The sequence below is a fragment of the Allobosea lupini genome, assembly GCF_900109525.1.
Classification (GTDB): Bacteria; Pseudomonadota; Alphaproteobacteria; order Rhizobiales; family Beijerinckiaceae; genus Allobosea; species Allobosea lupini.
Window position 1 is genome coordinate 374130 of record NZ_FOAN01000002.1, and the last position, 17538, is coordinate 391667.

The 17538-nt window shown below is 66.3% G+C and carries 14 protein-coding genes; 6 read left to right on the forward strand and 8 right to left on the reverse strand.

The window, feature by feature from the left end; genetic code table 11:
* Nucleotides 1–7 precede the first annotated feature (7 nt).
* From BMZ21_RS07255 to BMZ21_RS07265, 3 genes are all read right to left on the reverse strand, one after another.
* Entirely contained in the window at nucleotides 8–1375 is a 1368-nt protein-coding gene (locus BMZ21_RS07255) for a dicarboxylate/amino acid:cation symporter (protein WP_091831348.1), read from the reverse strand.
* A 189-nt stretch (nucleotides 1376–1564) separates the two neighbouring features.
* Nucleotides 1565–3343, reverse strand: a complete 1779-nt coding sequence (locus BMZ21_RS07260; protein WP_091831350.1) for an SLC13 family permease — start codon at nucleotides 3341–3343, stop codon at nucleotides 1565–1567.
* Between the two features lie 38 nt (nucleotides 3344–3381).
* Complete coding sequence (locus BMZ21_RS07265; RefSeq protein ID WP_091831352.1) at nucleotides 3382–4371, reverse strand: magnesium transporter CorA family protein; 990 nt, start codon at nucleotides 4369–4371, stop codon at nucleotides 3382–3384.
* Between the two features lie 218 nt (nucleotides 4372–4589).
* Between BMZ21_RS07265 and BMZ21_RS07270 the strand changes: the two genes are divergently transcribed.
* Complete coding sequence (locus tag BMZ21_RS07270; protein WP_091831354.1) at nucleotides 4590–7085, forward strand: methyl-accepting chemotaxis protein; 2496 nt, start codon at nucleotides 4590–4592, stop codon at nucleotides 7083–7085.
* 10 nt (nucleotides 7086–7095) lie between these two features.
* Here the strand turns inward: BMZ21_RS07270 and BMZ21_RS07275 are convergent, their stop codons facing one another.
* Together BMZ21_RS07275 and BMZ21_RS07280 are read right to left on the reverse strand one after the other, a co-directional pair.
* The gene (locus BMZ21_RS07275) at nucleotides 7096–7956 is read right to left on the reverse strand and encodes an SDR family oxidoreductase (RefSeq protein ID WP_091831356.1); all 861 of its coding nucleotides are present in this window, start codon (nucleotides 7954–7956) and stop codon (nucleotides 7096–7098) included.
* A 14-nt stretch (nucleotides 7957–7970) separates the two neighbouring features.
* A complete protein-coding gene (locus BMZ21_RS07280; protein WP_091831358.1) occupies nucleotides 7971–8828 on the reverse strand; it encodes an SDR family NAD(P)-dependent oxidoreductase in 858 nt (285 codons plus the stop codon).
* Nucleotides 8829–8896: 68 nt separating this feature from the next.
* On the opposite strand from BMZ21_RS07280, the gene BMZ21_RS07285 reads away from it, so the two are divergent.
* Nucleotides 8897–9688: a class I SAM-dependent methyltransferase gene (locus BMZ21_RS07285; protein ID WP_091831360.1), complete on the forward strand. Its 792-nt coding sequence runs from the start codon at nucleotides 8897–8899 to the stop codon at nucleotides 9686–9688.
* Between the two features lie 20 nt (nucleotides 9689–9708).
* Here the strand turns inward: BMZ21_RS07285 and BMZ21_RS07290 are convergent, their stop codons facing one another.
* On the reverse strand, nucleotides 9709–11484 hold the full coding sequence (locus BMZ21_RS07290; RefSeq protein ID WP_091831362.1) for an acyl-CoA dehydrogenase family protein: 1776 nt from the start codon (nucleotides 11482–11484) through the stop codon (nucleotides 9709–9711).
* 167 nt (nucleotides 11485–11651) lie between these two features.
* On the opposite strand from BMZ21_RS07290, the gene BMZ21_RS07295 reads away from it, so the two are divergent.
* The 3 genes from BMZ21_RS07295 (at nucleotide 11652) to BMZ21_RS07305 (ending at nucleotide 14897) form a co-directional block, all read left to right on the forward strand.
* A complete protein-coding gene (locus BMZ21_RS07295) occupies nucleotides 11652–12626 on the forward strand; it encodes an L-threonylcarbamoyladenylate synthase (RefSeq protein WP_091831364.1) in 975 nt (324 codons plus the stop codon).
* 81 nt (nucleotides 12627–12707) lie between these two features.
* The gene (locus BMZ21_RS07300) at nucleotides 12708–13616 is read left to right on the forward strand and encodes a LysR family transcriptional regulator (RefSeq protein ID WP_091831366.1); all 909 of its coding nucleotides are present in this window, start codon (nucleotides 12708–12710) and stop codon (nucleotides 13614–13616) included.
* 159 nt (nucleotides 13617–13775) lie between these two features.
* A complete protein-coding gene (locus BMZ21_RS07305; protein WP_091831368.1) occupies nucleotides 13776–14897 on the forward strand; it encodes a type I restriction enzyme HsdR N-terminal domain-containing protein in 1122 nt (373 codons plus the stop codon).
* On the opposite strand, the gene acuI is transcribed toward BMZ21_RS07305, so the two are convergent.
* Together acuI and BMZ21_RS07315 are read right to left on the reverse strand one after the other, a co-directional pair.
* The gene (acuI, locus tag BMZ21_RS07310; RefSeq protein ID WP_091831370.1) at nucleotides 14894–15880 is read right to left on the reverse strand and encodes an acrylyl-CoA reductase (NADPH); all 987 of its coding nucleotides are present in this window, start codon (nucleotides 15878–15880) and stop codon (nucleotides 14894–14896) included. The genes BMZ21_RS07305 and acuI overlap by 4 nt on opposite strands.
* An 87-nt stretch (nucleotides 15881–15967) precedes the next feature.
* On the reverse strand, nucleotides 15968–17203 hold the full coding sequence (locus BMZ21_RS07315) for an MFS transporter (RefSeq protein WP_091831372.1): 1236 nt from the start codon (nucleotides 17201–17203) through the stop codon (nucleotides 15968–15970).
* Nucleotides 17204–17387: 184 nt separating this feature from the next.
* Here BMZ21_RS07315 and BMZ21_RS30960 point away from each other — a divergent pair, with 184 nt between their 5' ends.
* Complete coding sequence (locus BMZ21_RS30960; protein WP_280141468.1) at nucleotides 17388–17522, forward strand: hypothetical protein; 135 nt, start codon at nucleotides 17388–17390, stop codon at nucleotides 17520–17522.
* Nucleotides 17523–17538: the final 16 nt, after the last annotated feature.

Here is a 17538-nt window from a genome sequence, read left to right on the forward strand (position 1 = left end):
GGCGACGTCATGCCACCTGCGCGCCGGCGTCGATCGCCTCGATATCACCGGCGCGGTCGTACTGCGCCTGGTCGAGCATGCCCTGGCGCTTGGCGACGATGGTCGGCACCAGGGCCTGGCCGGCGACGTTCACGGCGGTGCGACCCATATCGAGGATCGGGTCGATCGCCAGCAGCAGGCCGACACCGGCGAGCGGCAGGCCGAGGGTCGAAAGGGTCAGGGTCAGCATCACGGTAGCGCCGGTCAGGCCCGCGGTCGCGGCCGAGCCGATCACCGAGACGAAGGCGATCAGCACATATTCCTGGATGCCGAGCGGGACGCCGTAGAACTGCGCGACGAAGATCGCCGAGATCGCCGGGTAGATCGCGGCGCAGCCATCCATCTTGGTGGTGGCGCCCAGCGGCACGGCGAAGGCGGCGTATTCCCTGGGCACACCGAGACTCTTCTCGGTCACGGCTTCGGTCACCGGCAAGGTGCCGACCGAGGAGCGCGAGACGAAGGCGAGCTGGATCGCCGGCCAGGCACCGGCGAAGAAGCGCAGCGGCGAGAGGCCGTGCAGGATGAGCAGCGCCGGGTAGACTATCAGCAGCACGATGGCGAGGCCGAGATAGATCGCGAAGGCGTACCAAGAGAGCTGCTGCAGCGTCTGCCAGCCATACTGCGCCACCGCATTGCCGAGCAGGCCGATGGTGCCGATCGGTGTCAGGCGGATCACCCACCACAGGATCTTGCGGGTGATCGCCAGCAGCGACTCGTTGAAGGCGAGGAAGCTGTTGGCGCGCTCGCCGACCTTAAGCGCCGCGATGCCGACGACGATCGAGATGACGAGCAATTGCAGCACGTTGAAGCCGAGGCGGGTGGTCGCCGCGCCGCCGTCGACCCTCGTCGTAGCCTGCAGGCCGAGCATGTTGGCGGGGACGAGGCCCTTCAGGAAGTCGAGCCAGGAGCCGACTGCGCCCGGCGCCTTGGCGCTGGCGGCGATCGCGCCGGAATTGATGCCGGGCTGGATGATCAGGCCAAGCGCGATGCCGATCAGCACGGCGATGAAGGCGGTTATGGCGAACCAGAGCAATGTCTGCCAGACCAGCGCGGCCGCGTTGGAGAGCTGCCTGAGATTGCTGATCGAGGCGACGATCGCGGTGAAGATCAGGGGCGGCACCAAGGCCTGCAGCAGTTGCACGAAAATCGAGCCGGTCGTCGCCAAAGTCGTCGTCAGCCAGTTCGGCTGGCCGGCCGCATCGGGGCCGATATTGCGCGCGATCCAGCCGAGCGCGAGCCCGATCACCATGGCGGCCAGGACCTGAAAGCCGAAGCTCGCAAAAAATGGCTTGGGGCCGGCGGTCGCCGCGCCGGCTCGGGGCGTCACTGTGGTCATGATGGAAACTCGTCAAATTGCCGCAGCGCGGCTGCACATGTCTGCCGCTTATATAAGCACCGCACCAAACTGCGGGAAGCCAGACACGGCCATATTGCACCGACAGAACAGCAGGACCGTTCTCCATGAAACTACTCCACGGAGAATAATTTTCTCCAGCTTCGTTTCTATGTCCGCAAATGCCTCCGTTCAGCGCAGTGGCCAGACGAAGAGGATCAGCGGCACGGCGAGCAGGATGACCAGCAGCGACAAGGGCGCGCCGAGCCGCGCATAGTCGCCGAAGCGGTAGCCGCCGGGGCCCATCACCAGCGTGTTGCACTGGTGGCCGATCGGGGTGAGGAAGTCGCAGGCCGCGCCGATCGCCACCGCCATCAGGAAGGCGTCGGGGTTGTAGCCGAGCGTCTTGGCGAAGCCCGCGCCGATCGGCGCCATCACCAGCACGGTCGCTGCATTGTTGAGGAAGGGCGTCACCGCCATGGCTGCGACGAGCATCAGCCCGACCGCGCCCCAGCTGGGCAGGCCGGCGCCGAGCTGCGCCAGCAAGCCGGCGAAGACATCGGTCGCGCCGGTGACGCGCAGGCTGTCGCTGACCGGGATCAGCGCCGCCAGCATCACCAGGATCGGCGCCTCGACCGAGTCATAGGCGTCGCGCAGCGTCAGGGCGCGCGTCACCAGCAGGAGCACCGCAGCGGCGAAGAAGGCGATCGCCACCGGCAGCAGCCCGAGCGCGACGACGACGACCGTCGCGGCAACGATCGTGCCGGTGACCAGACGGCGACGCGTACTGCCGAGTTGGAGGCTGCGCGCCGCCAGCGGCAACAGGCCGAGCTCGCGCAGGCGCTCGGGCAGCAGGTCCTCGTCGCCCTGCAGCAGCACGACGTCGCCGGCACGCAGGCGGATGTCCCGCAATCGCTCGGTGAAGCGCTCGCCGGCGCGGCTGATGCCGAGCAGGTTGATGTGGAAGCGGGCGTGCAGGTCGATCTCGGCGGCACTGACACCTTCGAGCAGCGAGCCCTGCGTGACGATCGCCTCGCCGGTGCGGGCCGGATCGAGCGAACCTTCCTTCTGCGTCGAGCGATGCTGGCCGACGAGTTCGAGTTCACCCGCGGCGACAACGCGCTCCAGCGCCTTGGGCTCGCCGCGCAGCAGCAGGATGTCGCCGGCGCGCAGGCTGGCATCGGGCAGCGGCGCCCGGCGGCGCTCGCCATCGCGCAGGATGGCGACGACCTCGACCTCGCCATCGCCCGGCTTCCTGAGATCGGCGACGGTCTTGCCGGTGAGCGCCCCTTTCTCGGGGAGACGCGCCTCGGTGACATAGTCCTTGATGTCGACAGCCTGGTCGAGCGAGCGCGAGCCCTGGCGATCCTTCGGCAGCAGCCTGTAGGCAACGCTCAGGAAGGCACAGCCGGCGAGCGCGATGCCGATGCCGACTGGCGTGAAGTCGAACATGGCGAAGGGCTCGCCGCCGAGCTCCTGCCGCACGCGCGCGACGATGACGTTCGGCGAGGTGCCGACCAGCGTGACGATGCCGCCCAGCAGCGAGGCGAAGGCCATCGGCATCAGGAAGACCGAAGGCGACTTCCCGTCCTTGCGGGCGAGTTGGTAGGCGATCGGCAGCATCATCGCGAGCGCGCCGATGTTCTTGATGATCGCCGACATGGCGGCGACGACGAAGACGAGGACCGCGACCTGCGCCTGCGTCGAGCGCAGTGAGGGGGATATGCGGGCGAGCGCGGTCTCGACCAGCCCGGAGCGCGCCACCGCGGCGCTGACGATCAGGGCGCTGGCGACGATGATGACGATGTCGTCGGAGAAGCCCTTGAAGGCTTCCCTGGCCGGCACGACGCCGAGCGCGACGCCCGCCAGCAGGGCCAGGAGCGCGACCACATCATAGCGCAGCTTGCCCCAGACGAAGGCGGCCATCATCGCGGCGACTAGTGAGCAAGAAAGAATCTGTGGCAGCGTCATCCGGGCAAGCTATCCGAAGGGGCGCGCCCCGGGCGCGGTCAAAGCCACTTTTTCCAGCGAAAGAACATGTAGGGCAGCACGGCGAAGAGGATCATCAGGCCGATTGCCATCGGGTAGCCGAGCTGCCATTCCAACTCCGGCATGGTCTTGAAGTTCATTCCGTAGATCGAGGCGATCAGGGTCGGCGGCATCAGCGCGACCGAGACGACCGAGAACAGCTTGATGATCTTGTTCTGCTCGATGCTGACGAGGCCGAGCGTCGCATCGAGCATGAACTGCAGCTTGCTCGATAGGAAGGTGGCATGCTCCTCGATCGCCTGAACGTCGCGCAAGGCGGAGCGCCATTCCGGGTTGAAACCGCCGGCCGCCTTCTTGGTGCGCTTGAAATTGGCGGAGAGGTAGAGCAGCACGCGCTCGACCGAGACCATGCTCTCGCGGACATTCGAGATGATGTGCTCGTACTGGCCGATCTTGCGCACCACCGCCTGATAGACGCGGCCCTGTTCGACATGGGCGCTGTCGCCGTCGAAGATCTGGCGCGAGCGCATGTCGACGCGATCGCCGACGCCGCGCAGCACCTCGGCGGCGCGGTCGACGATCGCCTCGATCAGCCCCTCGATGACGCCGGCAGGCTCGAGCTCGCAGCCGCCCGGCTTGGTGACGCGGTTCTTGAAGATGTTGAAGGCGCCGGGCTCGTCATAGCGCACGGTCACCAGCGCCTTCTCGGTCAGGATGAAGGTGACGTCGGCGAGGCGCGGGACGTTTGTGTCGGACTGGCAGATGATCCGCGCCGTCATATAATGCGCGCCGTTCTCGGCGTAGATGATCTCGGACGGTTCGAGATCGTGCATCTCCTCCTTCGTCGGAATGGAGATGCCGAGATGGCGCTCGACCCTGGCGTCCTCGGCCGGCGTCGGGTTGAGCAGGTCGATCCAGATCGACCCCGGCGGGATCTCGTCTTCGGCAATGAGGTTGCGCGGCGCGAGCTTGTCGCCGCTCGTCTGGCAGATGCCGTGGATCAGGAGCATGGTCGGTCGTCCGGAATCGGGCACCGCAAGGCGCGATTTGTGCCGCAACAACTCCAAACGTCCGGCGGTGTCAAACCGATGACGGTTCTGGGGCAGCGGCTGATCCCGCCGCGGTATTCCCGCTCGGGCCAGAAATATGGCAGCGCTGCGGCAGGGTTAGCACAATATCAATCGCCGGATGAGAAGCTGAACGAATCCGTCGCCCCTCCGGACTTGTCATGCTCAACGCCGCAAAGAATCTCAGCATCAAGACTATGCTTCTGACTGTGCTCGGCCTTGCCAGCGCAGCGATCGTCACGCTCTCGTCGCAGGCGCTCTGGCAGGCTTGGACGCGCCACAATACCGCCGTCGAGGTGTCCGCTCTCGCCGATCTGAACAAGGCCTATTTCACGGCGCTGCAGAACCTGCGCTACGAGCGCGGCAATGGCGCGAGCGCGCTGACCATGCCGACCGACAAGAACGCCGGGATGATCGAGGACGTGCTGACGCGCCGAAAGCGTCTGGACGACGCCATCGCCACGGCCCAGACGATCGTCCGGGACAACGGCTATGAGGTCGCCAAGACCGTCTCGACCGAGATCGACGGCCATGTCGCAGCGCTCAAGCCCTTACGCGCGAAGGTCGACGGCAACTGGAAGCTGCCGCTGGAGTCGCGGGAGAAGGAGCTGGCCGGGGCCAGCATGGCCCAGACCGGCAAGTTCCTGAGCGCGCTCGAGGCTGCCTCGGCGACGCTGGAGGAACGCATTCTCGCGCTTGACGCCAGCTTCGCCAACCTGACCTCCGTCCGCTCGATGGCCTGGGCCGCACGCTCGCTCAGCGGATCGTCGACGATCGTCCTCAACAACGCCGTCGCCCAGGACCGGCCGCTGGACGCCAAGGAGAGCAATGCCGTCCTCGTCAACGATGCGCGCATGGAGTTCGCCTGGGGCGTGGTGAGGCAGCTCATCGGCCAGGCCAGCACCCCGCAGGCGCTCAAGGACGCGCTCACCACCGCCGAGAACACCTATTTCGGCGGCACCTTCAAGGCGACGCGGGCCGATCTCGTCGCCAACGTGACGGGCGGCCGCAAGCCTGCGATCAATCCCGATCAATGGCGTAACCAGATCGTCGCCGCCTCCGAGACAGTCGGCGCCGTGGCGAGCCGCGCCATTGACGTCGTCTCGGATGTGGCGGACGCGAAGGCCGATGCGGCAATGCGCTCGCTCATCGTCTACGGCCTCCTCCTGCTGGCCGCGCTGGCGCTCGCACTCATCGGGCTCTGGCTGGTGCAAAGCCGCGTGACGCGCCCGATCACTGCGCTGACCGCCTCGATGAAGCAGCTGGCGCAGGGCGACTTCACCGCCGAGGTCATCGACAGCGGCCGTAATGACGAGATCGGCGGCATGGCCGCCGCCGTCCGGGTGTTCAAGGAGAACGGTTTGCGTGTCCAGGCGCTGGAGGCGCAGGAGCGCGCCGCCGCGGCCGAGCGGGCGGCGCGGACCGAAGCCATGGTCGCCGTGGTCAGCGATGTCGGCACGGTCGTCGCGGCTGCGGCTGCGGGCGATTTCAGCGCGCGCCTGCGCCTGGAAAGCGCCGATGCGCAAATGCAGCAGCTGGTCGACGGCATCAACCAGATCAACGCCGTGGTCGACGGCGCGACCACCGAGTTCGCCGACATTCTGGCGTCGGTCTCGCAGGGCGACCTGACCCGCCGCGTCGCGACCAGCTATCAGGGCCGCTTCGCCGAGCTCAAGCACTCCGTGAACGAGACGGTCGAGCGCCTCTCGGAGACGATCGGCGGCATCCAGGCGACGACCTCGCAGGTCTCGGCCTCCGCTCGCGAGATCAAGGCGGGCGCCGACGATCTCGCCAAGCGGACCGAGGAGCAGGCCGCCTCGCTCGAGGAGACGGCCGCGACGACCGAGGAACTCGCAGCTTCGGTCAAGGCCAGCGCAAGCTCCTCGAAGGTGGCGGCATCGTCCTCCGACGAGGCCACGAACGTAGCGCAGCAGGGCGGCGCGATCGTGCAGAACGCCGTCGAGGCGATGGAACGGATCGAGGCGGCCTCGCGCAAGATCACCGACATCACCTCGGTGATCGACGGCATCGCCTTCCAGACCAATCTGCTGGCGCTCAACGCTGCGGTGGAAGCCGCACGCGCGGGCGATGCCGGCAAGGGTTTCGCCGTGGTCGCCTCGGAGGTCCGGACGCTGGCGCAGCGCTCCGCCGAAGCCTCCAAGGACATCACGACCCTGATCCAGTCCTCGACCACCGAGATCGAGGAGGGTGTGAAGCTGGTGCGCTCGGCCGGGACGGTGCTCGACAAGATCGTCACCGCCTCCCGGCAGGTCGCGGCGACCGTCGTCGAAATCTCGGCAGCGGCAGGCGAACAGGCCAACGGTATCGACGAGATGAGCCAGACCGTCGCCCATATGGACGAGATGACCCAGGCGAATGCGGCTTTGGCCGAGCAGAGCGCCGCCTCGGCCGCTTCGCTCGCCGACCAGATCCACAGCCTCGATCAGCTCGTCGCGGCCTTCCGCATCGCCGGCAGCACTGCGCATTCGACCAGCGAGCCGGAGCGCCTGCGCAACCTCGCCGCGGCCGCCATGTCGGAAACCCGCTCGGCGCCGCGCATTCCGGCGCGGAAGGCACAACCTGCCCCGGCAGCTGCGATGCCCGCCCGCAAGGTCGCGAACGGCGGAGCGCGGGACCGCGAGTGGGAAGAGTTCTGAGCCTTCCGGCTCAGACGCCGCCCTTCACCCCCTCAGGCGGCTTGATCTCCTCGGGCACGAAGAAGTCCGGCATCAGCGGCACCGACGGATCGACCCGGTAGGGCGTGAAGTCGGTGACGCCCTCGCCGGCCATGAAGTTGTCGTCGATCAGGAAATTGCCCGAGAAGCTGCGCGAGGGCTTGTTGAAGACCATATAGGCGGCATCGGCCAGCATCTCCGGCGTGCGGCTCGCCTGCACCATCTTATCGCCGCCGAGCAGGTTCTTCACCGCAGCAGTGGCGACCGTGGTGCGCGGCCAGAGTGCGTTGACGGCGATGCCTTTGGGCGCCAGCTCGCCGGCAAGGCCCAGCACACACAGGCTCATCCCATACTTCGCCATGGTGTAGGCCAGGTGCGGCGCGAACCAGCGCATCTTCATGTCGAGCGGCGGCGACAGCATCAGGATATGCGGGTTCTCTGCCTTCTCCAGATGCGTAATCGCATATTTCGAGACCATGAAGGTGCCGCGCGTGTTGATCTGGTGCATCAGATCGAAGCGCTTCATGTCGGTCATCTGGGTATTGGTCAGCGAGATCGCGCTGGCATTGTTCACGACGATGTCGAGGCCGCCGAAGGTCTCGGCCGTCTTGGCGATCGCCTCAGCGACGCTCTGCTCGTCGCGGACGTCGACCATCAGCGGCAGGCACTTGCCGCCGGCGGCCTCGATCTCGGCAGCGGCGGTATAGATCGTGCCTTCCAGCTTGGGATGCGGCTCGGCCGTCTTGGCGGCGATGGTGACATTGGCGCCGTCGCGCGCCGCTCTGATGGCGATGGCGAGGCCGATGCCGCGCGATCCGCCGGTGATGAAGAGCGTCTTGCCCTTGAGCGACATGGTGTCCTCCCTCATTAGTCTTGCAAAATGAACCGGTCCGGCTGACTGCCGTCGGCATCGGTAAAGCCATATGCGCGCGCCAGATCGGCGACATGGAGCACCTGGCCGGCGTGGCGGGCGATATCGGGGTCGGCGGCGAGCGCCGCGACCGCGCGGCCGGCATAGAGCGGGGTCTCGGTGGTCTCGGCGGCCATGCCAGCATCACGCACGCGCTCGGTCAGGACATGGCCCGGGGACAAGGCCAGCGCGGTGACGCCATAGGGTTTCAGCTCCTGCGCCATCGCCAGCGTCAGCCGGTTCATCGCTGTCTTGGACAGGTCGTAGAAGACATCGCCGAGATAGCCGCCGGCGGTGTCGAAGCTCACCGTGACGATCAGCCCCTGCCGCATCTGGACCATGGCGGGCGCGACGGCACGCGCCAGCAGCAATTGCGCGTAGACGCCGCTCTCGAAGCTCTCGCCAAGCCGCGCCACCGGGCGGCGCCAGAACGGCGCGCCGAAGGCGGAGCCATCAGGATAGCGCTCGCCGTCATAGCCCTCATTGCCGCCCCAGACCGCATCGACGACGCAGTCGAGCCGGCCGAAGCGCCGAAGGGACCAGGCGACGAGCTGATCGACCTCGCGCTCATTGGTATGGTCGCAGCGATAGGGCTCGCCGCGGCCGCCTGAAGCCTCGACCTCGCGGGCCGTGTCCTCGAAGGTCTCCGAACGCTGGTCGGTGCGCGGCCCGGCCTCGCTGGAGCGGCCTGTGACGATCACGGTGGCGCCGGCCTGGCCGAGCGCCCGCGCGATGCCGCGCCCCAGCCCGCGCGAGGCGCCTGCGACGAGGCAGACCTTGCCGGCTAGCGGCTTTTGCGGGCTGTCATCGGTCATGGCGATACCGCTGGCGCAATGCGAGCAGCTCCGCTAGAAGCCCCCTCCCCCGAACGGCGAGGACGGTCATGGAAGCGAGCGATGTCGCAGCCTGCTGGGAGGCCAATGCCGAAACCTGGACCCGGCATGCGCGCGCCGGCTACGACCTCTACCGGGATGCCCAGAATACCCCGGCCTTCTTTACGCACCTGCCCGATATCGACGGACTGGACGGCCTCGACATCGGCTGCGGCGAGGGCTCGAACACGCGCAAGCTCGCTGAGGCCGGCGCCAGCGTCACCGCGATCGACATCGCCCCCACCTTCATCCGCCATGCGCGGGAAACCGAGGCCGCCAACCCGCTCGGGATCGACTACCGCGTCGCCGACGGCATGGCCCTGCCTTTCGCCGATGCCTCGTTCGATTTCGCCACCGCCTTCATGTCGCTGATGGACATGCCTCATCAGGACCGCGTGCTGGCCGAGGCCAAGCGGGTGCTGAAGCCGAGCGGCTTCCTGCAGTTCTCGATCCTGCATCCCTGCTTCGCCACGCCCGGTCGCAAGGTGATGCGCGACGAGACGGGCACGGTGCTCGGCATCGAGGTGCGCGAGTACTTTCGCGTCACCGACGGCGAGATCGAGAGCTGGCGCTTCGGCGCCGCGCCGCCCGAGGAGAAGGCCAGGGTCGAGCCGTTCCGCGTGCCGCGCTTCCACCGCACGCTGAGCGACTGGATCAACCTGCTCGTCGCGAGCGGCCTCCGGATCGAGCACATGCACGAGCCGGGCGTCGATGCGCAGACGGCCAAGGCCGTGCCCTATCTCGCCGACACCTATATCGCGCCGCTGTTCCTGCACATGCGGGTGCGGAAGCCGGTGCGATAGGTCAGGCGCGGCGGACAGCGTCACGCCGCGAAGACCGCAGCCGAATCCTCGACCGCGCCGGCGCCCTCGGTCACCGCCAACTCCAGCGCCGTGGCCTCGCCGACATGGTGCTCGGCATAGAAGCGGGCTGTGGCGAGCGCCGCGGCACCCTGATCCTCTCCCTGCAGCGCCAGCGCCTTCTTGGCGAGGCCGGTGCCGCCCTGGGCGAGCGCGAACAGCTTGAGATAAGGCGTCGCGCCGGCGAGCGCGCTCGCCTGGTCGATGCCCATGGTCGCCAGCATCCATTCGGTCGCGCGCTCCAGCGAGTCGACGGCGGCGCCGAGCCGGGCCGCGCTATGGCCGAAGCCAGGCGTGTTAGCCTCGCGCACCTGCGCGACGACGCCGCGCATCTCGCCGATCAGCGCCTTGACCGCGTCGCCATTGGAGAGCGGCAGCTTGCGCAGCACGAGGTCGATCGCCTGGATGCCGTTGGTGCCCTCGTAGATCGTGGCGATGCGGGCATCGCGCAGGTGCTGGGCGGCGCCGGTCTCCTCGACATAGCCCATGCCGCCATGGATCTGGACGCCGGTGGAGGCGACCTCGACACCGATATCGGTGGCGTAGGCCTTTGCGATGGGCGTGATGATCGCCGCCCGCTCGGCAGCCGCCTTGCGCCTGGCCTCGTCGGGGTCGCGATGCGAGCGGTCGAGCAATGCGGCCAGCAGCAGGGAAAGCGTGCGCGCAGCCTGCGTCTTGGCGCGCATCTCCATCAGCATGCGGCGGATGTCGGGATGGACGATGATCGGGCTCATCGGCGCGCCTTTCGGCGCATCGAGCGCGGTGCCCTGCTTGCGCTCCTGCGCGAAGGAAAGCGCCTGCTGGTAGGCGCGCTCGGCGATGGCGACGCCCTGCACCGCGACGTTGAGGCGGGCATTGTTCATCATCGTGAACATGCAGGCGAGGCCGCGATTCTCCTCGCCGATCAGCCAGCCGATCGCGCCGCCCTCATCGCCATAGCTCATCGCGCAGGTCGGCGAGGCATGGATGCCGAGCTTGTGCTCGACGCCGGTGCAGCGGACATCGTTGCGCGCGCCGAGCGAGCCGTCGGCATTGACCAAGAATTTCGGCACGAGGAAGAGCGAGATGCCACGCGTGCCGGGAGGGGCATCGGGCAGGCGGGCAAGGACGAGATGGACGATATTGTCCGTCATCTCGTGATCGCCATAGGTGATGAAGATCTTCTGGCCGCTGATGCGGTAGGTGCCGTCGCCGGCGCGCTCGGCCTTGGAGCGCAGCGCGTTGAGGTCCGAGCCGGCCTGCGGCTCGGTCAGGTTCATCGTGCCCATCCACTCGCCGGAGACGAGCTTGGCGAGGTAGGTCTCCTTCAGATAGTCGGAGCCATGGGCATGCAGCGCCTCGATCGCGCCGACCGTCAGCAGCGGGCCAAGCGCGAAGGCGAAGGCAGCCGAATTCCACATTTCGGTGCAGGCCGACTGCACCAAGGTCGGCAGGGCCTGGCCGCCATAGGCCTCCGGCCCCGGCAGCGCGTTCCAGCCGCCTTGCGCCCAGGCGTGATAGGCTTCCTTCCAGCCCGGCGGGGTGATGACGGTACCGTCCTTGAGCTTCGAGCCGACGCGGTCGCCGACGACGTTCAGGGGCGCCAGGACATCGCCGGCGAACTTCGCGGCCTCCTCCAGCACGGCCTCGGTGACGCCATCCGCGAGTTCCGGTGCGAGCCCCTCGGAGATCAGGGCGTCGAGCCCGGCGACATGGCGCATCGTCGCCAGGATATCCTCGACCGGAGCACGGTACGACATCGCTTACCTCCCTCGGCGCCCGCACTTTCGAACCGGGCATTCTGCTCGTTGCGTTTGACGGCGATGTTAGCGACGAACTATGCCCGCCGCCACGCGCAAGCCGGCGCAGGTTCACGCATGCCGCGTCGGCATTGTTATAGTTTACATATGAACTTTCAAGAGCGACCGTGACAGGACCTCGTCAGACCCAGCGCCTTTCCGCCGACCAGGCCGGCATCGCCGCCGCAGCAGAGCTGCTGCGCACCGGCAAGCTCGTCGCGCTGCCGACCGAGACGGTCTACGGGCTCGCCGCCGACGCAAGCGACGACCGCGCCGTCGCCTCGATCTATGCCGCCAAGGAGCGCCCGAGCTTCAACCCGCTGATCTCGCATCTGCCGGATGTCGATGCTGCCAGGCGCCAGGGCCTGTTCGATGCGCCGGCGCTGGCGCTGGCGAAGGCGTTCTGGCCGGGCCCGCTGACGTTGGTCGTGCCGGCTTCGAGCTCGTGCACGGTCTGCAGCCTCGCCCGCGCCGGGCTCGACAGCGTCGCGCTGCGGGTGCCGTCGCATCCGGTGGCGCGCGCTGTCCTGCAGGCTGCGGGCCGGCCGATCGCGGCGCCCTCGGCAAATCGCTCGGGCCGGGTCAGCCCGACGCAGGCCGAGCATGTCTTCGCCGATCTCGACGGGCGCATCGACGCCGTGCTCGATGCCGGGCCGACGGCGGTCGGCGTCGAATCCAGCATCGTCGCCTGCCTCGGCGGGGCGCCGCGCCTGCTGCGTCCGGGCGGCGTGCCGCGTGCGGCGCTGGAGGCTGCGATCGGGCAGGCCCTCGTCATCGTCGAGGAAGGCGGTACGGCCCCGCTCGCGCCAGGCCTCCTCGCCTCGCACTACGCGCCGAGGGCCGCGGTCAGGCTGGATGCGGAGGCGCCGCGACCGGGCGAAGCCTGGCTCGGCTTCGGTCCGGGACCGGATGGCGCCCTGCCCGCGCTCGCCTTCAACCTGAGTCCATCAGGCGACCTGACCGAGGCCGCCGCCAATCTCTTCGCCGCGATGCGCCATCTCGACGATCAACGCCCGGCGACGATCGCCATCGCGCCGATCCCGATGCGAGGCCTTGGCGAAGCGATCAACGACCGGCTGCGCCGCGCCGCGGCGCCGCGTTGAAGTCGGCATTATCGCCCGAGATCCGCTTGCAATTCCGCAAGATCTGGCAATGCTGCGCGCGGAGTTGCCGGAGAGTGACCATTGTCGACGTCGAAGCTCGCCTGGGATGATTTCCGCCTGATCAAGGCGATCGCCGATGCAGGCGGGCTGACCGGCGCGGCAGCCGCCCTCAACGTCAATCATTCCACGGTGTTCCGCCGGCTCGGCCAGATCGAGGAGCAGCTTGGCCACGCTCTCTTCGAGCGCCGCAAGACCGGTTATGTCGCGACCTCGGCCGGCGAGGAGATGACGACGCTGGCCTCGCGCATCGATGAGGACGTCACCGCTTTCGGGCGCAGGCTCGCTGGGCGCGACCTCGCTCCGTCAGGCGACTTGCGCGTGACCACCACCGACACGCTCTATCTGCATGTGCTGCTGCCGATCTTCGCAGCGTTCCGGGCAGCGCATCCGCTGATCCGGCTCGATGTCGTCATGGCGAGCCAAACCCTCAATCTCTCGCGCCGTGACGCCGACGTCGCCATCCGCGCCAGCGATTCGCCGGGCGAGACGCTGGTCGGCCGCCGCCTCGCCAACCTGAACTGGGCCGTCTACGCCCGCGCCGACGCGCCGGCGACCGAGGCCGAGTCGCATGAGCCGAAGCTGCTGTTCCGGCGCGACTGGGTCGCGCTCGGCGACCCGCTCGGCTACGTCAAGGCGGCCCGCTATGTCCGCGACCATGTCCCAGCCGAACGGATCGCGCTGCGTTCCTCGGCCGTGCTCGGGCTGACGGAAGCGGTCGAGCAGGGGATGGGCATCGGCCCCCTGCCCTGCTTCATTGCCGACCAGCGGCCGGGGCTCGTGCGGCTGCTGCCACCGGACCCGGACTTCTCCACCGGGCTATGGATCCTGACCCACCCCGACATCAGGCATGCGCCACGCGTGCGCGCCTTCATGGATTTCGTCGGCGGCGAGCTGGCGAAACGGAAGGCACTGCTGGAGGGTGCGGTGTGAAGCTTAGAAGCGCCCCGATTTCATAGCAGCGAAGCCTGGAGTCCTTACACGCACGCGGCAGCTCCAGATTCGCCTACACCCCAGCGTTGCATATGGCAGTTGAGAAATAGCAAGTTCGCGGGCTATCCTTGCTAACAAGCACTACCGGGGGGATAGAGAGTGACCACGATTGAGGATTTCCGCACGAGCCTTGTCTCTTATGCAGAACGTGTGCAGCGGGTTCGCGAGCATATTAAGAATGAAGAAGCTACCAAAGTTGCATTAATACTCCCGTTTATCGCACTTCTTGGTTATGATGATAGAGACCCAACAGAAGTTGCCGCAGAGCACGCCGCAGATTTTTCGGACAAATATAAGAATAGAGTTGATTATGCTATTTTGAAAGAAATGAATCCCATTATTGCGATAGAATGCAAATCCATTGGTAATGGGAAAAAAGACGACAGAGGTCAACTGAAAAGTTATTTTAATGCATCAAAAACAGTCAAACTGGGCATTCTAACGGACGGAATCGTTTACGAGTTTTTTGTAGACTCTGAAGAGCCAAATATGATGGATGACGATCCGTTTCTAATTATCGATTTTGAAAAGATATCGAAGGCACAAGTCTCAGATACAGCTATCGAAGGTCTCCACGCACTAACGAAAGCAAAATTCGATCCAGACACAATCGCGGAGAATGCACGCCGCAGCCTGACGCATCGCGCATTCTTTGATTACTTATCGAAGCAATTCGCCGAACCATCTATAGATTTCACGCGCTTCCTGCTAAAAGAAAATGACATAAAGCATATTAGAACTCATGCAATCGAAGGTTATCGAGCCATCACAAAGGCCGCATTCAATGACGTTTTTACGTCCAATGTCCTCAAAAAGCTTGATATATCCCCGTCGCTTCCCAAGCAACCCACCCGGATCGAGAACACACCACTCTCAACTCCGATTGAAGTGCCATCACCATCCCCAGCAGGAATCGTAACGTCGGAAGCAGAAATCGCGGCCTTTGAAAGCGTTAGGCGGCATCTAGCATTCCTTTCCGCAGGAAATCCGCTGACATTCGACGCGATATCAGACGTCAAGTTCCGAGATTATCAGGGAAAGATGGTCGTTTTTTACCGTCAAGAAAGAAAGGGGCGACTGATTGACATCATCGAGGCTCGAGATGGGACAATCAGGTTCATTATTGTAGATGGAGGTGATTCCACCCCCGTAATCGAGCTAACTCAATCCGGCGAACGGCTGCGCGCGCTTTTTGAGAAGCGTATCGGCGAATTCGGTTAGCCGATCTCAACGACGACCCGACCGCGCACCTTGCCGTCGAGCAGAGCGCGGCCGGTCTCGACGACATCCTCGAGCGGGATCGTCGTCGTCATCGCCGCCAGCTTCTCACGGTCGAGATCGCGCGCGAGACGCTGCCACGCTTCCAGCCGGCGCGTCTTCGGGCACATCACCGAATCGATGCCAAGCAGCGCGACGCCGCGCAGGATGAAGGGCGCGACCGAGGCCGGCAGGTCCATGCCCTGCGCCAGGCCGCAGGCGGCGACAGCGCCGCCGTATTTGGTCATCGACAGGACATTGGCGAGCGTGTGCGAGCCGACGGCATCGACGCCGGCGATCCAGCGCTCCTTGCCGAGCGGGCGCCCAGGCCCGGAGAGTTCGTTCCGATCGATGATCTCGGCTGCGCCAAGGCCCTTGAGGTAATCAGCTTCCTCCGGCCGGCCGGTCGAGGCGATGACATGCCAGCCAGCCTTGGCGAGCAGCGCGGTCGCGACCGAGCCGACGCCGCCGGCTGCGCCGGTGACGACGACCGGGCCGTCGGCCGGTTTGACGCCATGGCGCTCCAGCGCAAGCAGGCTGAGCATGGCGGTGTAGCCGGCGGTGCCGATCGCCATCGCTTCGGCAGGGGTCATTCCGTCGGGCAGCGGGACCAGCCAATCGCCCTTGACCCGGCTCTTCTGAGCATAGGCGCCCAGATGCGTCTCGCCGGTGCCCCAGCCGTTGAGGATGACGAGGTCGCTGGGCTTGAACTCGGGATGATCGGAAGACTCGACCCGGCCGGCGAAATCAATGCCGGGGATCATCGGCCAGCGCCGCACCACCGGGGCGCGGCCGGTGATGGCAAGGCCGTCCTTGTAGTTCAGCGTCGAATGGGTGACGCGGACGATGACGTCGCCTTCCATCAGGTCCGCTTCGGCGAACTCGCCGAAGGCGACGCTGGTGCCGGCTTCGCCCTTGTTGGCGATGAGGGCCTTGAAGGTCGACATGAACTCACTCCCGGGACGCGATCGAACTTTCCCTAGGAGTGACCCGCCCGGCCGCCGCCTGCAAGCGGCAAGCTCGTGCGGCTTTAGTCAGGCCGGCTGCGGCACGGCGCGCGCCACCGGCTTCTCGACGATCGGCAGGTTGATCAGCGCCGAGGCGACGCCAAGCGCGACCGAAAGCCACCAGACGATGGTGTAGGAGCCGAACTGCTCATAGAGGATGCCGCCGAGCAGGACGCCGAGGAAGCCACCGACCTGATGCGAGAAGAAGGCGAAGCCGTAGAGCATCGCCATGTACTTGGTGCCGAACATCAGCATGACCAGCGCCGAAGTCGGTGGCACGGTCGAGAGCCAGAACACGCCGATGACGATGCCGAAGGCGATCGCGGTCGTCGGGCTCGGCGGCAGCAGGATGAAGGCGGCGATGGCGACGGCCCGGCCGAGATAGATCCAGGCGAGCAGATGGCGCTTGGGCATGCGTGCCGTCAGCCAGCCGGAGCCGAGCGAGCCGACCGCATTGGCGAGGCCGATCGCAGCCAGCGTCCAGCCGCCGACCCAGGCCGGCAGGCCGGTGTCCTTGAGATAGGCCGGCATGTGCACGGTGATGAAGGCGAGCTGGAAGCCGCAGGTGAAGAAGCCGAGCACGAGCAGGACATAGGAGCGGTGCTTGAAGGCCTCGGCCAGCGCCTGCGCGATGCTCTGGTTCGGCGCCACAACCGCGCCGGGCGCAGCGGCAGGCTGCTTGGCGCCCCGCATCGCCAGCATCACCGAGAGCGGCAGCACGGGCAGCAGGGTGAAGGCGAAGACGATCAGCGCCTGCTGCCAGCCGAGCGTCTCGATCAGGATGTTGCCGATCGGCGGGAACAGGAACTGGCCGAAGGAACCGGCGGCAGTGCCGGCGCCGAAGGCGAGCGGGCGCCATTGCTCAGGCAGGAGTTTGCCGAAGGCGGCGAGGATCAGGTTGAAGGAGCAGGCCGAGAGCCCGAAGCCGATCAGCACGCCGGCGCCGAGATGGAGCTGCAGCGGCGTCGAGGCATAGGACATCGTGACGAGCCCGGCGGCATAGAGCAGCGCGCCGGCGCAGAGCACCCGCACCATGCCGAAGCGATCGGCGATCGCGCCGGCGAAGGGCGCGCCCAGGCCCCAGAGCAGATTCTGGATCGCCAGCGCCAGGCTGAACGTGTCGCGGCCCCAGCCGAACTGAGAGGTCATCGGGATCTGGAACAGGCCGGCGCTGGCGCGCGGGCCGAAGCTGATCAGCGCGATCAGGCAGCCGGCGGCGACGATGATCTCCGGCGCGTAGCCGCGCCTGGCGGTTGCGGTCATGACGGGCTCCGGAGCGAGAATCGTGTGTCTGCACGATAGGGCGTGCAACCCGAGCATGCCAACGCGATTCCGTTACGTTGCGCATCACAGGATTGCATGATCGCCACGCAGCAAATTCATCGGATTTCGTCGGCAAAAAGCTGTTTATCTGCTAGAATTGCCTCTGCAATCGTGGAGGCGACCAATGCGTGCCGTCATAGAGTTGCTAGCTGACTACAGCGCCTGGCTGTCCCGGATGCTTCTGGTGACACCGGAGTTCATCACCAAAGATCGACGGGGCAACATGCCGCCGCCCTCCGGCGGCATCGGCGCCTATTGACGGTCGCTGCCAGCCT

What these genes read in the sequence shown, in the direction of transcription:
- BMZ21_RS07265 (WP_091831352.1), bottom strand. Translation starts at nt 4,371, where the DNA reads ATGCTCCTGATCCACGGCATCTGCCAGACGAGCGGCGACAAGCTCGCG.
- BMZ21_RS07280 (WP_091831358.1), bottom strand. Translation starts at nt 8,828, where the DNA reads ATGACCGATGACAGCCCGCAAAAGCCGCTAGCCGGCAAGGTCTGCCTC.
- BMZ21_RS07255 (WP_091831348.1), bottom strand. Translation starts at nt 1,375, where the DNA reads ATGACCACAGTGACGCCCCGAGCCGGCGCGGCGACCGCCGGCCCCAAG.
- BMZ21_RS30960 (WP_280141468.1), top strand. Translation starts at nt 17,388, where the DNA reads ATGCGTGCCGTCATAGAGTTGCTAGCTGACTACAGCGCCTGGCTGTCC.
- BMZ21_RS07285 (WP_091831360.1), top strand. Translation starts at nt 8,897, where the DNA reads ATGGAAGCGAGCGATGTCGCAGCCTGCTGGGAGGCCAATGCCGAAACC.
- BMZ21_RS07260 (WP_091831350.1), bottom strand. Translation starts at nt 3,343, where the DNA reads ATGACGCTGCCACAGATTCTTTCTTGCTCACTAGTCGCCGCGATGATG.
- BMZ21_RS07275 (WP_091831356.1), bottom strand. Translation starts at nt 7,956, where the DNA reads ATGTCGCTCAAGGGCAAGACGCTCTTCATCACCGGCGGATCGCGCGGC.
- BMZ21_RS07270 (WP_091831354.1), top strand. Translation starts at nt 4,590, where the DNA reads ATGCTCAACGCCGCAAAGAATCTCAGCATCAAGACTATGCTTCTGACT.
- acuI (WP_091831370.1), bottom strand. Translation starts at nt 15,880, where the DNA reads ATGTCGACCTTCAAGGCCCTCATCGCCAACAAGGGCGAAGCCGGCACC.
- BMZ21_RS07290 (WP_091831362.1), bottom strand. Translation starts at nt 11,484, where the DNA reads ATGTCGTACCGTGCTCCGGTCGAGGATATCCTGGCGACGATGCGCCAT.
- BMZ21_RS07315 (WP_091831372.1), bottom strand. Translation starts at nt 17,203, where the DNA reads ATGACCGCAACCGCCAGGCGCGGCTACGCGCCGGAGATCATCGTCGCC.